The sequence below is a fragment of the Sphingobium chungangianum genome (assembly GCF_977014255.1).
The window spans coordinates 737,156-754,204 of sequence record NZ_CDRNIV010000006.1; the positions used below are offsets into that span (position 1 = coordinate 737,156).

Sequence of the window (17,049 nt, forward strand, 5' to 3'; positions counted from 1 at the left end):
TCACCGAGGCTCCAACCGCGTCACCCCACCCATATAAGGCGCCAACGCCTCAGGCACGATCACGCTGCCATCCTCCTGCTGGTAATTTTCCAGCACCGCCACCAGCGTCCGCCCCACGGCCAGCCCGGACCCGTTCAGCGTATGCAGGAACCGCGTCTGCTTCTCGCCCTCCGGCTTGAACCGCGCATTCATCCGCCGCGCCTGAAAATCGCCGCAGTTGGAAATGGAGCTGATCTCGCGATAGGTCTGCTGGCTCGGCAACCACACTTCCAGGTCGAATGTCTTCGCCGCCGCAAAGCCCATGTCGCCGGTACACAGCAGCACCTTGCGATAGGGCAGCCCCAGCGCCTGCAACACGCCCTCGGCCGCCGCGCACATGCGCTCATGCTCGGCCTCCGATTCTTCCGGCTTGCAGATCGCGATCAGCTCCACTTTCTCGAACTGATGCTGGCGAATGAAGCCGCGCGTGTCGCGCCCCGCCGATCCCGCCTCAGACCGGAAACAGGGGGTCAGCGCCGTCAACCGCATTGGTAGGCTCGCCACATCGACAATCTGCTCGCGCACCAGATTGGTGAGGGAGACTTCGGCCGTGGGAATCAGCCAGCGGCCATCGGTCGTGCGGAACAAATCCTCGGCGAATTTCGGCAGCTGCCCGGTGCCGAACAGCGCCTCATCCCGCACCAGCAGCGGCGGGTTCACTTCCTCATAGCCATTTTCGCCCGACTGGCGATTCAGCATGAACTGCGCCAGCGCCCGGTGCAGCCGCGCCATCTGCCCACGCAGTGCCGTAAAGCGCGCGCCCGACAAAGCCGCGCCGCCCTCAAAATCCAGCCCCAGCGCCGGGCCGAAATCGGCATGATCCTGCGGCGTGAAGCCAAATTCGCGGGGCTCGCCCCACCGGCTCACCTCGACATTGTCCGCTTCGTCGGCACCCTCGGGCACATCGGCGGCGGGCAGGTTGGGAATGGCGGACAGCAGGGCGTGCAGCTTCTCGCTCACCTCCCGGTCTTCCTCCTCCCGCGCGGGCATGCTTTCCTTGAGCGCCGCGACTTCGGCCTTCAGCGTCTCGGCCTTTTCCATGTCCTTGGCCGCCATGGCCGCGCCGATCGCCTTGCTCGCTTCATTGCGGCGGGCCTGACCCTGCTGCAACTCCGTCTTGATCGCCCGGCTTCGCTCATCCAGCGCCAATATGTCCGCACTCGAGGACGCAAAGCCCCTGCGGGCAAGGCCAGCGTCGAAAGCTGCGGGATTTTCGCGGATAAAACGGATATCATGCATGGGTCCGCCCTATGCCGTTCTGCGACCAGCCGCGCAACCCTATGCGCCCCTGTCCGTTAGGGACTGCAAGTCACAGGAAAGGAGCCGGGAATGTGGATCGATCATGACGCGATGGTGCTGGTTGCCGACGGTCGCAAGATGCTGTTCTTCCGAAACAAGGGCGACCGCATGGCGCCCAATCTGGAAGCAGAAACGGTGAAGGTGCAGGAAAATCCCGCCGATCGGGATCAATCCACCGACCTATCGGGCCGTGCGCCCTATATAATGGGCGCGCAGGCCACCATGGGCAACACCGATTATCATGAACAGGAAGAGGCGCGCTTCGCCATGGAGGCGGCCGACCTGCTCAGGCGGCGCGCGCTCGCCAACGACTTTGAAAAACTCATCGTCGTCGCCCCGCCGACCGCGCTCGGCCACATGCGCAAACATTATCACAAGGAAGTGCAAAGCCGCCTGGTGGGCGAGATTGCCAAGGATCTCGCCAATCACCCCGTGCCCGAGATCGAGAAGATCATCGCGCAGGCCTGACGCGATCGACCGCAAAAAAGGGGCGGCTCCCCCACGAGCCGCCCCTTCTCACGCCCCCGCGTGAAAGGCTGCATCGGCCCGTCGGTCTATCGGGCCACCTGATGCGCCATCATTCAGGCCGGGCCAAATCCCAGCCCTAAAGCCTTCAAGCCACCTTGGCCTTGCGCTCCGCAAAACGCCGCCGCGCCATCAGCGCCACCGCTCCCGCGCCGAACAGCAGGACCATCGGCGGGGCGGGCACATCATGGCCGCCACTGCTGGTGGAACCGCCCGAGCTGCTCGACGACGTGGACGAGGAAGTGCTCGATGACGTCGAACTGGACGAGGACGTGCTGGACGATGTGGAAGAGGAGGTTGAGCTGGACGTCGATGATGACGAGCTGCTCGTCACGTTGCCGCTCGACGTCGATACATTCCCGCTCGAAGTGGACACGTTGCCGCTGGAGGTAGAGACATTCCCGCTGGACGTGGACACGCCGCCCGTGGAGGTCGATACCCCGCCGGTCGAAGTCGAAACGCCGCCCGTCGTGGAGCTGGTCGAGCTGCTGATGCCCCCGGTTGAGCTGCTGGTCGATGAGATGACCACCGAGCCGCCGCTGCTGCCACCACCGCTGCCGCCGAAGAAGCCGCCGATGAACCCGCCGCCGCCAAAGCCGCCGCCGCCCGCCATCACCACAGGAACGCCGCCACCGCCCGACATGATCGGCATTTCAGCGGCAGCCAGCGGCGCGGGCAGGGGGATGGGCGCCGCATGCGTCGTCACCGACACGGTCTGCGGCGCGCAGGATACCGTCTTCACCACCTTGCGCTTGACCGGGCGAACGGCATAGCGCTTGGGCGCGGCCTTCACGCTCTTGTTGCTGTGGACCCCTGCCGGCCGGGCGGTCTCGGCGACATGGACGGCGCCGCCGCCGATGATCGCGCCACCGCATGTGCAGGCGCATAATTTGGCCAGTGCCATCCGTACCGACATAGCTATCCACTCTTGTTCGTCTTCAAGCTTCTGGCCGCGTCAGTTGCCTTCTGAGACCCGGAAGCTGTTTCCTGCCCTGTAACAAGACAAGATAACCGCTAAACTTCAACGCCATTAACCTTGAATATAGGCTATAAGTTGGTGGCGAATATAGAACAGCGCCAATCTTCATGGTTAACGTCTCGTTTTGATACAAAGGGAGTTAACGGCGGGGCTCGAGTTATTCTTTGTGGTCGATGCCGTCGATCGCGCGCGCAAATCGTCGGGACGTGGCGCTGTCAGCTGTTGCAAATTCTCGCCGCCCGGCTCGCTCTCTTGAATGCGCGCTTGTGTCGCCCCGCGCTGCTCGTTATTAGGCGCCGTCAATCATAAGTCACGGGCTACCGGACCTTTTGAACCGGAGCCCTCGAGTCGGAGAGCCAGATGGCATCGGTCCTGAATTCCGATAAAGACGGCCATAATCCGCCGAAATCGGCTGTTACACTTCCCCCCGACTATCGTCCTTCGCCCGACGAAGAGTTTATGAATCCCCTCCAGCTTGAATATTTCCGCCAGCGGCTCTGGGACTGGAAAAAGCAGATCCTGACGGAGGCGGAAGGCACGCTGGCCGTGCTGCAAAATGAACCCTTGCGCGAACCCGATCTCAACGACCGCGCGTCGAGCGAGACGGACTGGTCGATCGAACTGCGCACCCGCGACCGCCAGCGCAAGCTCATTTCCAAGATCGACGCCGCGCTCCGCCGCATCGACGATGGCGAATATGGCTATTGCGAAGTGACGGGCGAACCTATTTCGCTCGGCCGCCTCGAAGCCCGCCCGATCGCGACCATGACTGTCGAGGCGCAGGAGCGTCATGAGCGGCAGGAAAAGGTATCGCGAGACGATTGATTAACGCTTTATCCACTGGTCGCTGGCAATGTCCCGCCAAATAAACGGGTCATTGCAAGGGATTGGGCATGGATAGCGATCAGGAAATGGCGGAACGGGGACCTGCTCGGTCAGGCCCGCGGGACAGCCTGTTCCTGCTTACCAACCTGACTTGCATTGAAGGCACGCCCCTCGGCCGTGCCCGCGTGCGCAACCTGTCGGCTACCGGCCTCATGGCCGACTGCGAACGGCCGGTGCCTGCCGATGCCGCGATCGTCCTTGAACTGCGCGGAGTCGGGCGGGTCAGCGGCCGGGTCGTCTGGGCCAAGGATGGCAAGATCGGTATTGCATTCGATCATGAGATCGATCCCCAGCTCGCCCGCAAACCCATAGCCTCCGGAGCCGCTCACCGCGCCCCCTCCTATCTGCGCCTCCACCAGATAGGCCGCTGACCAAAACGCGTTCTTCTCGCCATTTCCTTCACGAAAAAACGCGCCGCCTCCCAGCGCCGCGTCAATCCCGATTGTCCGGGAAATAAGGGCGGAGCCGCGTTTTCCCGCGGCCCCGTGCCCTCAATCTTAATGCCGGGTCAATTTCGCGACATTTCCTCTTTCACCCGCAACTTCTGCTTCTTGAGCGAGGCAACCAGGATCGCGTCGGGCATGGGCCGACTCGTCTCTGCCTTGATCCGTGCCTCAAGCCCGGCATGTTTGGCTGAAAGAGCTGAAACGTGGCTGTTTTCCATGACATTCTCCTGATGAGGGTGATGGACGAACGAGTAGATCATGATTCGCCCCGCCTGTCTTTCCGGAATCGGTGCTTTGCGATGGGGCGCATGCAAATTTGCGATGGTCCGATAGTGTCCGGGGAGTTATCAGGAGCCTGTCCGCAACATGGCCGAGAAAGTGGGTAGTGGGTGAGCCGGGAAGACATCATGCGACGGCTGGAACTGCTGCGAATCGAACATCGTGATCTTGACGGCGCCATCGAGGCGCTCGTGGACGCGGGAGGGCGCGACCAGATGCAGATCGCCCGCCTCAAGAAACGCAAGCTCCGACTCCGCGACGAGATCGCGCTTTTGGAGGATGCGTTGGTGCCGGACATCATCGCCTGACCACCCCTGCGTGGCGATTGTTGGTTAACAACGGCCCTGAATGATACAATCTGCCCTCCGATGTCTGCATCGGGACTGACAAGCAGCCGCTTTTATGTCAGTGATTCGGCCTATGTCTCCTGCTGTCACTTTGGACCGTGGCTTGCATCGACGTCTTGTCGATGGCCTCTATCTTGAAGCCATGGTTATGGCCGATGAGGCGCGCGCCTATTTCGACCGCCGCGATATGACGGAAGCCGAGATCGAAGACCCCCTCCGCCGCGTCTCGTTCGCCTGCGAATCCCTCAAGGTGACGACCCGGCTCATGCACATCATCGCCTGGCTATTGAGCCAGCGGGCGTGGCAGCGGGGCGAGTTATCAGATGCCGACTTGATGGACGAGAAATACCGGCTGGGTCGCGCGACGGAAACTGACCCGGATATTGCGGCAGCTTTTCCCTTCGCAGCCCGCGCCTTGATCGAGGCCAGTCAGGAACTGTACGGGCGCGTCGCGCGCCTGCAGGACAGGATGGATCATATGGCTCGTCCGCACGGCCGTGTGGACAGCAGCCCCGCTCGGGCCTTGATGGATCGCCTGAACACCGCCTTCTGACGTCGGCTTGTGAAAGGCGTTTCGTCGCTTCTTCCTGCGGAGGATCATCGTACGGGCTGGCGCTTCCTTTCCCAAATGGGCTAGACCGTTGATATGAACACGGGCTTGCGGACTTTTCGCCGCGTATCAGCCATGTCGCAAGCCTCCCGGCTTTTGATCCTGCCTCTGCTTTTGGCGGCTCCCGCCGTGCATGCGCAAATCGTGGAACCGCCGGCGGATGTGGCTGACCAGGAGCTTCCCCTGGACCCCATGCCTGACCTGGGCGTGGCATGGCCTGACCTGGGGCAGCCCGACGCGGTTGCCTCACTGCCTCCCGATCCGGCCGATACGCCCGACCTTGCTGAGGATGCCACAAGCCCCGCGCTTCAGGATTCCGATGTCGATTTGCCTGATGAAGCTGCGGCCTTCGCGGATTCGGGTGAGGAAAAGCGTTATTCCGTTCAGCTCAATGGTTTGGACGGGATAGCGGACACACAGTTCGATAGTCGCTTCAAACAATTATCCGTGTTGCGTGAAGGAGAAGGGAAGCCCGCAAATCTCGCGCAGATAAACCGACGGATCAAGGAAGATAGCGAGCTGCTCGACCGGTTGCTGCGTGCGAAGGGCTATTATGCGGCCCGCGTTCGTAGCGCCATTTCCGTCTCGCCTGAAAAGGAAGGCAGGCTGGCCGTGCGGTTCGAGATAGTGCCGGGGACGCGCTATCTGCTTTCCTCGGTCGATCTCCAGGGCTTGGCCGAAGCGGGCGAACAGCAGACGACGCTGCGTGAAACTTTCCCTCTCCATGCGGGCGATCCCATCGATGCCGACGCGATTCTGGCGGGGCAAGCTTCTCTTTCGCTTGCCATGAGTGAAAATGGCTTCCCGTTCGCACAGGTTGGCGAGCCGGAGGTGCGGATCGACCATGAAGAACGCAAGGGCGATCTGGATATCATCGTGACGCCGGGTGCCTACCGCACCTTTGGATCGGTCATCCTTAAGGACAACAAGCTGTTCAATGCGCGCCATGTTGAGAGCATCGCCCGCTTCGAGCGTGACGATCCTTACAAGGCGTCGGATGTCGAGGATCTACGAAGCGCGATCGTTGCCACCGGTCTGGTATCGTCGGTCACGCTGACGCCCAAAGACGCTGGTGACGGGAAGCATGTCGATCTGGCCGTCGATGTCCGGCCCGCGCCACTGCGGACCATTGCTGGCGAGTTGGGCTATGGCACCGGCGAAGGCTATCGCGCCGCCGTAAGCTGGCAGCACCGCAACCTGTTTCCGCCAGAAGGCGCCGTCACATTGCGCGGGGTGCTTGGAACGCAGGAACAAACCGCGTCCTTCACCTACCGGCGCAACAATTTCCGGGAGCGTGATCATGTGCTGACCGGGCTCGTGTCGATCAGCAATATCAAGCGCGATGCCTATGACGCGCGTACGATTACCCTTTCGGGGGCGCTGGAACGACAAACGAACATATTGTTTCAGAAAAAATGGGTCTGGCGGGTTGGGACGGAGTTCATCGCGTCGGATGAAAAGGATGCTTTCAGCGGCGGCAACAGACGAACCTTCCTGATCGGCGCGGTGCCGCTCAGCCTCACTTATGATGGCAGCGACGACCTTTTGAACCCGAGCCGGGGCTTCCGGCTGGGCGGTCGTTTCAGTCCCGAACTGTCCTTCCAGAATGGGACCTTCGGCTATTCCCGCGTGCAGTTGGACGGCCGCGTTTATCAGCCCGTGACCGACCGGATCGTGCTGGCGGCGCGCGCCCGCTTCGGTACGATCCTGGGCTCGACGGTGGATCAGATCGCGCCGTCGCGGCGCTTCTATGCCGGTGGCGGCGCTTCGGTCAGGGGCTATGGCTATCAGGACATCGGCCCGCGCGACGCGAACAATGATCCGATCGGCGGCAAAAGCCTTGCTGAATTCTCACTGGAAAGCCGCGTTCGTTTCGGGAACTTCGGTGTCGTGCCATTTGTGGATGCAGGCAATATCTCCACCAGCTTCCTGCCACGTTTTAAAGACATGCGCATCGGCGCGGGCATGGGGCTGCGCTACTATAGCAGCTTCGGCCCGATCCGGATCGACGTCGGCACGCCATTGAACCCGCAGAAGGGTGATCCGCGGGTTGCCGTATATGTTTCTCTCGGGCAGGCCTTCTGATGGCCGAGGATGAGGTACAGCGGCCGCAGCGGCGTCATCGGGCCTGGGATGGGCGATGGCAGCGGTGGATAGTGGGCATGCTTGCCCTGCTCCTGGTCGTCGCGGCGACGGCGCTGGTGTGGCTCGATACGTCGGCCGGGCACCGTTTCCTGGTAGCGCGTGTTGAAAAGATCAACCCGCCGTCCGGCCTGCGTATCCATGTCGATAGGATTGAAGGCAGCATTTACCGCCGCGCCATCCTTCATGGCGTGACGCTGTCCGATCCTAAGGGCGCCTTTCTAACGGCTCCGCGCATAGAACTGGATTGGTGGCCGCTGGCCTGGCTTTCAAACCGTCTGGACATCGACCGGCTGAACATTCCCGTGGCGACGCTGCACAAGCTGCCACGCCTTAACCCCGGCAAGCAGAAGGGGCCGATTCTTCCCGGCTTTGACATCCGCTTGATGCAGTTTTCGGTAGGCCGACTGGTCATAGCCAAAAATATCAGCGGACGTGTGCAGCAGGCGACGATTTCCGGTGACGCCGACATACGTGACCGAAGAGCAGTCATCGACCTTTCCGCGCGGGTTCTGGGGCAGGAGGATGCGATCAACCTCGCGCTCGACAGTCGTCCGGATGACGATCAGTTCGACCTGGATGTAACCGTCAATGCGCCCGCTGGCGGCGTCCTGGCGACCATGGCCGGATTGCGGCAGGACGGCAACCTGCGGATTCGGGGGGAGGGCAGCTGGACTCGCTGGGATGGCAGGCTGGCTGGTACGCTGGACAGTGACCCTGCGGTCGACATGGTGCTTGCAGCCCGCAGTGGCACCTATTCCGCGACCGGATCGGTCGAAGCATCGGCCATAGCAGGAAAAGGGCTGGTACAGCGTCTAGCTTCGCCGCGCCTTTCGCTGGAAGCGCACGGAGAGCTGAAGGACCGCGTGCTGGACGGCAAACTGTCCCTGCGTTCGGAAGCCGTCGCGCTGAGTGCTGATGGCGCCCTCGATCTGCGTAACTCCGCATTTGATAATCTGCTGATCGATGTGAAGGTTGCGCGGCCCCAAGCCTTGCTCAAGTCGATGCGGGGACGCGACGTCACCGCGCGGGTGCGGCTGGATGGCGCCTTTTCCAGCGTCGGCTACGAATATTTGCTGAGAGCCAGACAGCTTGCGTTCGACCGTACCGTGATCAGCGATGTGCGCGCAGAGGGTAAAGGACGCAAGGTCGGCAATGGGCCGTTGCTGATCCCCTTGCACCTGCGTGCGCGGCGGTTGGATGGGCAGGGCGACCTTGTCGAGGGCATCATCCGCAATTTCGTGCTGGATGGCGTGTTGCAGATCAAGGGACAGCAGCTCCTTACCAATCCCATGCCGATCCGGTCGGACAAGCTGAGCGGCAAACTGGTCATGCTCGCTGATCTCAGGACCGGTCGTTATGATTTCGGTCTGGATGGACAGATACGCGGCCTTGCCATTCCTGGTCTCGGCATCGTGGATCTGACGTCCAAGTTGCGGGCAGTGCCGGGAAAAAGCGGCGCGTTCAGCCTCAGCGGCACGGCAATGGCGCGCATGCGCCGGTTGGACAATAGTTTCCTGCGGGGCCTGGGCGGTGGCCTGCCGGTGGTGAAGAGCAATCTTTCGCTTGGCGCCGACAAACGCCTGATGTTCACGGGGCTGCGCCTGGAAGCGCCGCTGCTCAGTCTTTCCGCTGATGGGTATCGTCGGCCCGACCGAAGTTTCCATTTTGAAGGCAGCGGCACGCATAAGCGATATGGACCGGTACGCCTGACGCTTGACGGTAAGATTGAACAGCCGACGATTGACCTGTTGCTTCAGCGACCCCTTGACGCATTGGGCGTCGCCGACATGCGTGTGCATCTGGTCCCGGACGACGCCGGGTATCAATTCACAGCTCTAGGCGGATCGACGCTGGGCGCCTTCAATGGCGAGGGCCAAATCCTGTTGCCGCGCGGCGCTCAGGCGGTGGTGAGGGTGGCGAAGCTCGCCGTGTCAGGAATAACCGCCAGCGGTGATCTGCGTCCTGTGACGGGCGGCCTTGAAGGGCAGCTGAATGTTGCTGGCCCCGTCAATGGAAGCATCGCATTTGTCCGCGTAAATGACATTCAGCAACTGGTCCTGAAACTCGACGCCACGGACGCCAGCTTCGATGGCCCCACGGCAATTGCGGTGCGTCGCGGCAAGCTGGATGCGACGGTTCTGCTCGATCCCGCCGGGACGTCGATCAATGCCGTGGCGCAGGGCAGAGGCTTGCGGGTAGGGGGCATCCTGATCGGCAGACTGGCGGCCAATGCTGATCTGACAGGCGGTCGCGGGACGGTGAAGGCCAGTCTTTCGGGCCAGCGCGGTCGTCTTTTCGACTTGCAAGGTGAGGCGCAAGTCGAACCCGATCGCATCCGCGTCGCAGCGCGAGGTACGGTGGACAAGCGAGCGATCCGGCTGACGCGGCCAGCCCTTTTGACCCGCAGTGCTGACGGTTGGCGACTGTCCCCGGCGACCATCAGCTATGCTGGCGGCTCCCTGCAATTGGGTGGAGAGCTAAGCGGCCAGACGACGCGCATCGAAGGTCGCGTGCAGAAGCTGCCGCTTTCCCTTCTGGATATCGCTTATGATAATCTGGGCTTGGGCGGCACCGCCACAGGATCGCTCAGCTATGTGCATAGCCGGGGCGGCATGCCCACCGGGAAGGCGGAACTACGCGTGCGCGGCCTGTCGCGTTCGGGATTATCGCTCAGTTCCCGGCCCGTCGATGCCGGGGTGAACGCGGTTCTGACCAATGACCGGCTTGCTTCGCGTATGCTATTCGCCGCCGATGGCCAGACGATCGGGCGGGCGCAGGTCTTGTTGACGCCGCTTGGCACGCAAGGGAGCCTGATCGAGCGGCTGAACCGGGCGCCTCTATTCGGTCAGCTGCGATTCCGAGGGACTGCGGATACGCTCTGGCGCCTGACCGGGGTGGAGATAATCGACATCTCCGGCCCCGTGAGTGTGTCCGCCGACGCGCGCGGTACGCTTGGTAATCCGGTGATTTCCGGCGCGCTCGCGACTGACACGGCGTCAATCAACAGCGCCGTGACCGGTATGCGGTTGCACAATGTGAAGGCGCGTGGACGGTTTTCCGGCGCACAATTGGTTATGTCGAGCTTCACCGCCAATGCCAAGAATGGCGGAACGGTCAGCGGGACGGGCAGCTTCACCTTCGCCGGAATTGCCGGGGTCGGCATGGACTTGCGTTTGCAGGCAGATGACGCTGCCCTGCTGGACCGCGACGACATAGCCGCTACGGTCACCGGCCCGATCACCTTGCTTTCGGACGGCGTCAACGGAACCATTGGTGGCGACCTGCTGCTCAATCGCAGCCGTTTCACCTTGGGTCGTGCAGCCGCAATCGCCCAGATTCCGGAGCTTCGCGTCACAGAGATCAACCGTAACGGCGAAGAGATCGAACGGCCCCGCACAAATAGGCCGTGGGCTCTCGCTATCAAGACGCGGGCGCGTAATCGCCTGACGGTCACAGGTTTGGGCCTTGATAGTGAGTGGCGTGCCAATCTGGATATCGCTGGCACCGTGACCAGTCCTGCAATCTCCGGAACGGCAGAGCTCGTTCGTGGAGGCTACACCTTCGCCGGGCGCCGTTTCGAACTGCGTGAGGGCAAGATTCAGTTTGATGGCCGAACTCCTGTAAATCCCACGCTCGACATCGATGCGGAAGCCAACGTCAACGACCTCACCGCGATGATCCATGTGGGTGGTACAGGTCTCAGGCCCGACATCAGCTTCACCAGCGTGCCCGCCCTGCCGCAGGACGAACTGCTTTCCCGCATATTGTTCGGCACATCGATAACCAATCTTTCCGCGCCCGAGGCGTTGCAACTCGCCTCGGCCGTCGGATCGCTCCAGGGTGGCGGAGGGCTTGATCCGATCAACGCCGTGCGCAAGGCTGCCGGACTTGACCGGCTGCGCATTATCGCTGCCGATCCTACGCAGGGGCAGGGAACCTCAGTTGCGGCCGGAAAATATCTGACGCGCAAGACCTATGTTGAACTCATAACCGATGGCCAAGGCTATTCCGCGACGCGGATGGAATATCAGATCACCCGTTGGCTTTCTCTGCTGGCGTCGATTTCCACTCTCGGTCGGGAAAGTGCAAACGTCCGCATATCCAAAGATTACTGACCTTGCCTGCGTTCCTGTTCGTTGCCGAAATACCACAATTTCAGCTGTTTATCTCAGGTTCATGAAACCATTGCCTGCCGTGTGACTTCCACCACTTCCTCCTCAAGGAGGTAAGTGACAATGGAGTATCCTATGCGGAAAATAATGGTCGCAACCCTGCTGGCTGGATCGGCCGTCGCCTCTCCCGCACTGGCACAGGATGCCGGCGCCACTTTCACCGGTCCAAGGGTCGAAGCCATTTTGGGCTATGATCATACCGGCGCAGGTAGCAGCGTGGACAATGACAATAGCAGAGATGATCAGTCGATCGACGGGCTGCTGTATGGCGTAGGCGCAGGCTACGATGTCAATCTCGGCAGCGCTGTCGTAGGTGTCGAAGGCGAATTCACGGATTCGACCGCCAAGAGCAGCAGAAACCCCTTCACCAGCCAGTTTGGTTTCGGCCGTGTCAGCCAGGGCCGTGACCTCTATGTCGGCGCCCGGGCTGGCATCCTCGCCAGCCCCAACACCCTTGTCTATGTGAAGGGTGGCTACACCAACACCAAACTGAACGTGCTTGCAGGCGACACCGACGAAACGACCGATACCGCCTTCAAGCTCGACGGCTGGAGGATTGGTGGCGGCGTTGAACGCGCCTTCAACCAAAATATGTTCGGAAAGCTGGAGTATCGCTACTCAAAATATGACAGCGCGCACATCGACTTCATGAATGGCGCGACGAGCAGCGAATTCGACATCGATACCGATCGTCATCAGGTCGTGGCCAGCGTAGGCTGGCGCTTCTGACGGGACGGGGGGGATCGGTTTTGCTGATCCTCCCGTCACGCCTTTCCCTCTATAAAGTCGCTTCGATTTGCCGTGCGGCCATATCAGGGTTTTCCGCGAGGCTAATCGGCCGGCCCACGACAAGGATGGATGCGCCCCGGTCCAATGCTTCCCGAGGTGTGACCGCGCGCTTCTGATCACCCAGGGCGCCGCCTTGTGGCCGGACGCCAGGCACAACGAAAAAGCCATCGGGCCAGGCACGTTTGGCTAGTGCGACTTCTTCCCCGGAACAGACGATGCCGTCCAGTCCGGCACTCCGCGCCAGGTCGGCAAGCCGTGTCACCTGATCTTCAGCCTTGCCGCCCACCCCTATATCCACAAGGTCGCTATTATCCAGGCTGGTAAGTACAGTTACCGCCACGACCTTTGTATTGACGCCGGCAGCTGCTTTTGCATCCTCCAACATGGCGCGCCCGCCTGCCGCATGCACGGTGAGGATCGCTGGTTCGAGACCATGGAGCGCCTGAACGGCCTTCGCGACCGTATTAGGGATATCGTGCAGCTTCAGGTCGAGAAAGATCGGCAGATCGAATTTCATCATTTCCCGCACGCCGTGGTGGCCATGTGCACAGAAGAATTCGAGCCCCAATTTCAACCCGCCTACATGTCCGCGCACACGCCGGGCCAGATCCTGGGCTTTGGTGAGGTCGGGCGTATCAATGGCGACGTAAATGGGGCTGCTCATGCTGTTCCTGTAGCGGGTAGGGAAGGAGAAGAAATGGAAAGGTCGTCGGCGATGCTGGCAGGCGGTAAGGTGGGAGCAGCCGTGGCGGTTGCCGCGATCAGCGCCCGCTCCGTGCTTTCCAGCTTCCTCTTCATCCGCCAACGCGTGGTGCGGGCCATGATCCAGAAGGGAACGGCACCCACCAGAAAGGCGATGAGTATGGGAAACCAGATACGCGTCTCCCACACGATATCGCCCCATATCTTGATTTCGGTAGGCCGGTTGTTCGCCTTGCAGAACAGGGCAATCGCGACGGCCAAGACAACCCAGAAGGCAGTCCGCAGGAATTGCATTCGGCATGTCCTCTAGCTGATAATCGAACCAGCTTAGGCCATTTCGGCGTAGTTCGGAAGCGCCTCGTCGGATTTGCTGGTGTCGGGAGGACAGAAAGTCGCCGGATTGCATGCCGGAACCCTTGTGCCCGCCTGCGCATTTTCCTTGCGGCAAGGAGGTTCAGGACATGGCGGCTCGCGCATATTGGCAGGGGCAAATCAGGCTGGCGCTCGTGTCCATTCCCGTCGAAATCTACGCGGCGACGAAGTCCGGCGCCCAGATAGCCTTCCACCAGATTCACGAGCCAAGCGGCAAGCGCGTGCGCTACGAAAAGACCGTTCCCGGCCTTGGTCCGGTGAAGCCCGAGGACATTGTGAAGGGCTATGAAGTCAGCAAGGGCGACTATGTCCTGCTTCAGCCCGAGGAGATTGATGCGGTCAAGCTGGAGAGCAAAAAAACGCTCGAACTCACGCAATTTGTGGACGCTGACGAGATCGACGTCCTCTATTATGAGCGGCCCTATTATGTCGTGCCCGCGGATGATCTTGCCGAAGAAGCGTTTATCGTCCTGCGCGAGGCATTGCGGCGCGCGAAGAAGGTTGGATTGGGCCAACTCGCCATGCGCGGCCGGGAATATATCGTTTCGCTAAAGCCTTGCGGGCGGGGCATGGTGCTGGAGACGCTTCGCTATGCCGATGAAGTCAATCGCGCCCAGTCCTACTTCCGCGAAATTGAGGATGTGAAGCCCGATCCGGAACTGCTCGACCTTGCCGAAGCGCTCATCGAAAAGAAGACGGCGCCTTTTAAACCCGACAGCTTCCACGACCGCTATGTCGATGCGCTTGAGCGGCTGATCGAAAAGAAGAAGAAGGCCAAGGGCCGCCGCATCATCGAGGATGAGGATGAGACCCCGGTCAAGCGCAGCGGCAACGTTATCGATTTGATGGCGGCGCTGAAGAAATCCGTCGATACCGGGACGAAAAGCACATCCGCCAAGAAACCGGCCGCGCGCCGCGCCGCCAGCAACAAGGCTGTCACGCGCAAGCGGGCATGACATATGGCCGAAGCCGACCCCCTCAAGGAATATAATCGCAAGCGCGATTTCACCCGAACGAAGGAACCGGCGGGCAAACGGACGCGCACGAGCGGCAACAGCTTCATCGTGCAGAAGCATGATGCCACGCGTCTACATTATGATTTCCGGCTGGAAGTGGATGGTGTCCTGAAAAGCTGGGCGGTGACACGCGGCCCTAGCCTCGATCCCGCCGACAAGCGCCTCGCCGTTCGCACGGAAGATCATCCGCTATCCTATGCGAGCTTTGAGGGCACGATCCCAAAGGGGGAATATGGCGGCGGCACCGTGATGCTGTGGGATGAAGGTAGTTGGGAACCGGTCCCCGGGAAAAGCGCGAAGGATCTGGAGAAAGGACATCTTCACTTCATTCTTCACGGCAAGCGGATGAAGGGAGAGTGGCTTCTGATCCGCCTGAAACCCCGGCCCGGCGACGGGAAGAGGGAGAATTGGCTCCTCCGCAAGATCGACGATGCCTATGCTGGCCCCGCCGAGGATCTGGTCGGGCGTGAACTGACCAGCATCACGAGCGGCAGGACCATGGGCGAGATTGCCGCCAACGCGCCAGCCATCTCGTTAAAGGGCAAGCGCGGAAAGGCTTTCGATGCCGCCATGGACCAAGCGAAGAGGGCGACGCCGGTTCAGCCTTCCGCCAAGCGCCGCCGACAGGAAAAAGTACCGCCATTTCAGGCGCCACAGCTCGCTACGCTGGTCGATGCTGTCCCCACGGGCAATGGTTGGCTGCATGAAATCAAATATGACGGTTATCGCACCTTGGTCAGTGTTTCCGGCAGCCGCGTTCAGCTGTTCACGCGCACCGGTCTCGACTGGACTGACCGCTTCGCCCCACTAGCGAAGGAAATTGGCGGCATGAACCTTCCGCCCATGCTGATCGATGGAGAAGTCGTTGCACTGGGGGCGGACGGAAATCCGGACTTTTCCACATTGCAGCAGGTGTTGAAGGGCGAGGGTAAAGGCGCCCTCCATCTCTTCGCCTTCGATCTTCTTTCACTGGAAGGAGAGGATCTGACATGGCAGCCCAACATCGCCCGTAAGGAAGAGCTAGCGGCACTGCTAGGTCAGGGGAGCGCACATGTACATTTTTCCGATCATATTATCGGCGCTGGCGAAAAGCTGTTCCGGACGATGTGCGAGGCTGGACAGGAAGGCATAATCTGCAAACGAGCGGATGCTCCTTATCGGGGTGCCCGAACGAAGAACTGGCTCAAGGTCAAATGCACCCGTCGGCAGGAATTTGTGATTGTCGGATGGACTCCCAGTTCTGCAAGCGGGCGCGCGATCCGCAATATCCTCCTGGCGCAGAATGATGATCAGGGACTCGTTTACGCGGGCAAGGTCGGGACGGGTTTCAATGCGCGGAACAGTGATCAACTGCTTGGCCAACTGAAGGCACGAGCCCGCCAATCCCCTGCCTTGAACGTACCACGCAGCGAGACGCGGGGTGCCAAATGGGTGCGCCCTGACCTGATCGCCGAAATCGCTTTCGCGGAATTCACCAGCGACAATGTCGTGCGCCACGGCAGCTTCCTTGGGCTTCGCGAGGACAAGAAGGCGGGCGAAGTAGCTCGGGAGAAGGTGATGGCTGTACCTGAACAGGGAAGCGACGTTCATGTCTCAAACCGTGACCGGCTGATCTTTCCGGAGGCGAAGGTGACCAAGGGGCAGTTGGCTGACTATTATGAAGCAGCCGGGGCGATCATGCTGCCCTGGATTGCGCATCGCCCGATCAGCCTGGTGCGCTGCCCACAGGGAAGGGCGAAGAAATGCTTTTTCCAAAAGCATGACAGCGGCAGTTTTGGTGACCATGTGAAGCACGTCCCCGTTCGCGAGAAGGACGGTGATGAGCAGGACTATCTTTATGTGGACGACATCGATGGGCTAATAGCTTGCGTTCAAATGGGTACGATTGAATTCCATGGCTGGGGTTCCCGGGTGGAGGATGTCGAAAAGCCTGACCGACTGATCTTTGACCTCGATCCGGACGAAGGTCTCGACTTTGAGGATGTGAAGAAGGCCGCCCGCGACATTCGCCGCACGCTTGAGGACATAGGGCTCACCAGCTTTCCCATGTTATCCGGTGGGAAGGGCGTGCATGTGGTTGTCCCGCTCACGCCCGAAGCCGAATGGCCGCAGGTCAAGGATTTCGCAGACCGCTTCGCAAGGGCACTTGCCGCCGCCGAACCCGATCGTTTCACGGCAACGATGAGCAAGGCCAAGAGGAAGGGCCGGATCTTCATCGATTGGCTGCGCAATCAGCGGGGGGCTACGGCGGTGCTTCCCTATGTCGTCAGGGCGCGCGAGAATGCTCCGGTGGCGGTGCCCGTCAACTGGAACGAACTGGAGGATATTGATCGGCCGGGGGCTTTCACTATCGCGGACGTGGATGAATTGGTCGTCCGCGCGGCGTCACGAGAGATGCGGGGATGGGGAGAAGCGCGGCAGACGCTGCCCGATTATTGAACTGA

General features: G+C 61.0%; 15 protein-coding genes. 11 read left to right on the plus strand and 4 right to left on the minus strand.

Annotated elements, in window-relative coordinates; translation table 11 throughout:
* A complete protein-coding gene (serS, locus tag ACWNC0_RS10685; protein ID WP_449471504.1) occupies positions 1-1,278 on the minus strand; it encodes a serine--tRNA ligase in 1,278 nt (425 codons plus the stop codon).
* Between the two features lie 90 nt (positions 1,279-1,368).
* On the opposite strand from serS, the gene ACWNC0_RS10690 reads away from it, so the two are divergent.
* The 4 genes from ACWNC0_RS10690 to ACWNC0_RS10705 all read left to right on the plus strand — a co-directional run bounded on the left by ACWNC0_RS10690 (position 1,369) and on the right by ACWNC0_RS10705 (position 4,098).
* Positions 1,369-1,806 carry a host attachment family protein gene (locus ACWNC0_RS10690; RefSeq protein WP_449471505.1) on the plus strand — a complete coding sequence of 146 codons (438 nt, stop codon included), beginning with the start codon at positions 1,369-1,371 and terminating at the stop codon, positions 1,804-1,806.
* A gap of 155 nt (positions 1,807-1,961) precedes the next feature.
* Complete coding sequence (locus ACWNC0_RS10695) at positions 1,962-2,636, plus strand: hypothetical protein (RefSeq protein WP_449471507.1); 675 nt, start codon at positions 1,962-1,964, stop codon at positions 2,634-2,636.
* Between the two features lie 566 nt (positions 2,637-3,202).
* Positions 3,203-3,667 carry an RNA polymerase-binding protein DksA gene (gene dksA / locus ACWNC0_RS10700; RefSeq protein WP_449471508.1) on the plus strand — a complete coding sequence of 155 codons (465 nt, stop codon included), beginning with the start codon at positions 3,203-3,205 and terminating at the stop codon, positions 3,665-3,667.
* 68 nt (positions 3,668-3,735) lie between these two features.
* Positions 3,736-4,098, plus strand: coding sequence for a PilZ domain-containing protein (locus tag ACWNC0_RS10705; protein WP_449471509.1), 363 nt, complete (start codon positions 3,736-3,738; stop codon positions 4,096-4,098).
* A gap of 137 nt (positions 4,099-4,235) precedes the next feature.
* Here the strand turns inward: ACWNC0_RS10705 and ACWNC0_RS10710 are convergent, their stop codons facing one another.
* The gene (locus ACWNC0_RS10710) at positions 4,236-4,391 is read right to left on the minus strand and encodes a YdcH family protein (RefSeq protein ID WP_196225701.1); all 156 of its coding nucleotides are present in this window, start codon (positions 4,389-4,391) and stop codon (positions 4,236-4,238) included.
* Between the two features lie 189 nt (positions 4,392-4,580).
* Between ACWNC0_RS10710 and ACWNC0_RS10715 the strand changes: the two genes are divergently transcribed.
* The 5 genes from ACWNC0_RS10715 (at position 4,581) to ACWNC0_RS10735 (ending at position 12,455) form a co-directional block, all read left to right on the plus strand.
* Complete coding sequence (locus ACWNC0_RS10715) at positions 4,581-4,760, plus strand: YdcH family protein (RefSeq protein WP_449471510.1); 180 nt, start codon at positions 4,581-4,583, stop codon at positions 4,758-4,760.
* A gap of 112 nt (positions 4,761-4,872) precedes the next feature.
* The gene (locus ACWNC0_RS10720; protein ID WP_449471512.1) at positions 4,873-5,352 is read left to right on the plus strand and encodes a DUF1465 family protein; all 480 of its coding nucleotides are present in this window, start codon (positions 4,873-4,875) and stop codon (positions 5,350-5,352) included.
* 93 nt (positions 5,353-5,445) lie between these two features.
* On the plus strand, positions 5,446-7,494 hold the full coding sequence (locus ACWNC0_RS10725) for an autotransporter assembly complex protein TamA (RefSeq protein ID WP_449471513.1): 2,049 nt from the start codon (positions 5,446-5,448) through the stop codon (positions 7,492-7,494).
* A complete protein-coding gene (locus ACWNC0_RS10730; protein ID WP_449471514.1) occupies positions 7,494-11,669 on the plus strand; it encodes a translocation/assembly module TamB domain-containing protein in 4,176 nt (1,391 codons plus the stop codon). Before ACWNC0_RS10725 ends, ACWNC0_RS10730 begins: the two co-directional genes overlap by 1 nt.
* 132 nt (positions 11,670-11,801) lie before the next feature.
* Positions 11,802-12,455, plus strand: coding sequence for an outer membrane protein (locus ACWNC0_RS10735; protein WP_196225706.1), 654 nt, complete (start codon positions 11,802-11,804; stop codon positions 12,453-12,455).
* Between the two features lie 49 nt (positions 12,456-12,504).
* On the opposite strand, the gene pyrF is transcribed toward ACWNC0_RS10735, so the two are convergent.
* Positions 12,505-13,179, minus strand: coding sequence for an orotidine-5'-phosphate decarboxylase (pyrF, locus tag ACWNC0_RS10740; RefSeq protein ID WP_449471516.1), 675 nt, complete (start codon positions 13,177-13,179; stop codon positions 12,505-12,507).
* A complete protein-coding gene (locus ACWNC0_RS10745) occupies positions 13,176-13,511 on the minus strand; it encodes a hypothetical protein (protein ID WP_449471517.1) in 336 nt (111 codons plus the stop codon). The genes pyrF and ACWNC0_RS10745 overlap by 4 nt, the downstream gene beginning before the upstream one ends.
* 167 nt (positions 13,512-13,678) lie before the next feature.
* Between ACWNC0_RS10745 and ku the strand changes: the two genes are divergently transcribed.
* Positions 13,679-14,545, plus strand: coding sequence for a non-homologous end joining protein Ku (ku, locus tag ACWNC0_RS10750; protein WP_449471519.1), 867 nt, complete (start codon positions 13,679-13,681; stop codon positions 14,543-14,545).
* A 3-nt stretch (positions 14,546-14,548) separates the two neighbouring features.
* Complete coding sequence (ligD, locus tag ACWNC0_RS10755; protein WP_449471521.1) at positions 14,549-17,044, plus strand: DNA ligase D; 2,496 nt, start codon at positions 14,549-14,551, stop codon at positions 17,042-17,044.
* Positions 17,045-17,049 lie beyond the last annotated feature (5 nt).

Coding starts and splice junctions, on each gene's coding strand:
- serS (WP_449471504.1), bottom strand. CDS start 1,278: ATGCATGATATCCGTTTTATCCGCGAAAATCCCGCAGCTTTCGACGCT.
- ACWNC0_RS10690 (WP_449471505.1), top strand. CDS start 1,369: ATGTGGATCGATCATGACGCGATGGTGCTGGTTGCCGACGGTCGCAAG.
- dksA (WP_449471508.1), top strand. CDS start 3,203: ATGGCATCGGTCCTGAATTCCGATAAAGACGGCCATAATCCGCCGAAA.
- ACWNC0_RS10705 (WP_449471509.1), top strand. CDS start 3,736: ATGGATAGCGATCAGGAAATGGCGGAACGGGGACCTGCTCGGTCAGGC.
- ACWNC0_RS10710 (WP_196225701.1), bottom strand. CDS start 4,391: ATGGAAAACAGCCACGTTTCAGCTCTTTCAGCCAAACATGCCGGGCTT.
- ACWNC0_RS10715 (WP_449471510.1), top strand. CDS start 4,581: ATGCGACGGCTGGAACTGCTGCGAATCGAACATCGTGATCTTGACGGC.
- ACWNC0_RS10720 (WP_449471512.1), top strand. CDS start 4,873: ATGTCTCCTGCTGTCACTTTGGACCGTGGCTTGCATCGACGTCTTGTC.
- ACWNC0_RS10725 (WP_449471513.1), top strand. CDS start 5,446: ATGAACACGGGCTTGCGGACTTTTCGCCGCGTATCAGCCATGTCGCAA.
- ACWNC0_RS10730 (WP_449471514.1), top strand. CDS start 7,494: ATGGCCGAGGATGAGGTACAGCGGCCGCAGCGGCGTCATCGGGCCTGG.
- ACWNC0_RS10735 (WP_196225706.1), top strand. CDS start 11,802: ATGCGGAAAATAATGGTCGCAACCCTGCTGGCTGGATCGGCCGTCGCC.
- pyrF (WP_449471516.1), bottom strand. CDS start 13,179: ATGAGCAGCCCCATTTACGTCGCCATTGATACGCCCGACCTCACCAAA.
- ACWNC0_RS10745 (WP_449471517.1), bottom strand. CDS start 13,511: ATGCAATTCCTGCGGACTGCCTTCTGGGTTGTCTTGGCCGTCGCGATT.
- ku (WP_449471519.1), top strand. CDS start 13,679: ATGGCGGCTCGCGCATATTGGCAGGGGCAAATCAGGCTGGCGCTCGTG.
- ligD (WP_449471521.1), top strand. CDS start 14,549: ATGGCCGAAGCCGACCCCCTCAAGGAATATAATCGCAAGCGCGATTTC.